The sequence below is a fragment of the uncultured Streptomyces sp. genome (genome assembly GCF_947488945.1).
Taxonomy (GTDB): Bacteria; Actinomycetota; Actinomycetes; order Streptomycetales; family Streptomycetaceae; genus Streptomyces.
In genome coordinates this window covers 1-263 of the sequence record NZ_CANLBS010000114.1, presented here as the reverse complement: position 1 = coordinate 263, position 263 = coordinate 1, and the positions used below count along the sequence as shown (strand labels likewise).

Here is a 263-nt window from a genome sequence, read left to right as displayed (position 1 = left end):
CGATGCCCCAGACGCCGCGCGTCCGACAACCGCTCCACCAGCAACAACCCCACACCCTCCGACCAGCCCGTCCCGTCGGCCGAGGCGGCGAAGGACTTGATACGGCCGTCCGGGGCGAGGCCCCGCAACCGGGAGAACTCGACGAAGGCGACGGGTGTGGACATCACCGTCGCCCCGCCGGCGAGGGCCAGGTCGCACTCGCCGTTGCGCAGCGCGTTCGCCGCGAGATGCAGCGCCACCAGGGAGGACGAGCAGGCCGTGTC

At 72.6% G+C, this 263-nt stretch carries 1 protein-coding gene; it reads right to left on the bottom strand.

Translation table 11 applies throughout. The features are described from left to right. The coding region (locus Q0994_RS34035; RefSeq protein ID WP_299542624.1) for a beta-ketoacyl synthase N-terminal-like domain-containing protein at positions 1 to 263 on the bottom strand (263 nt) is incomplete at both ends.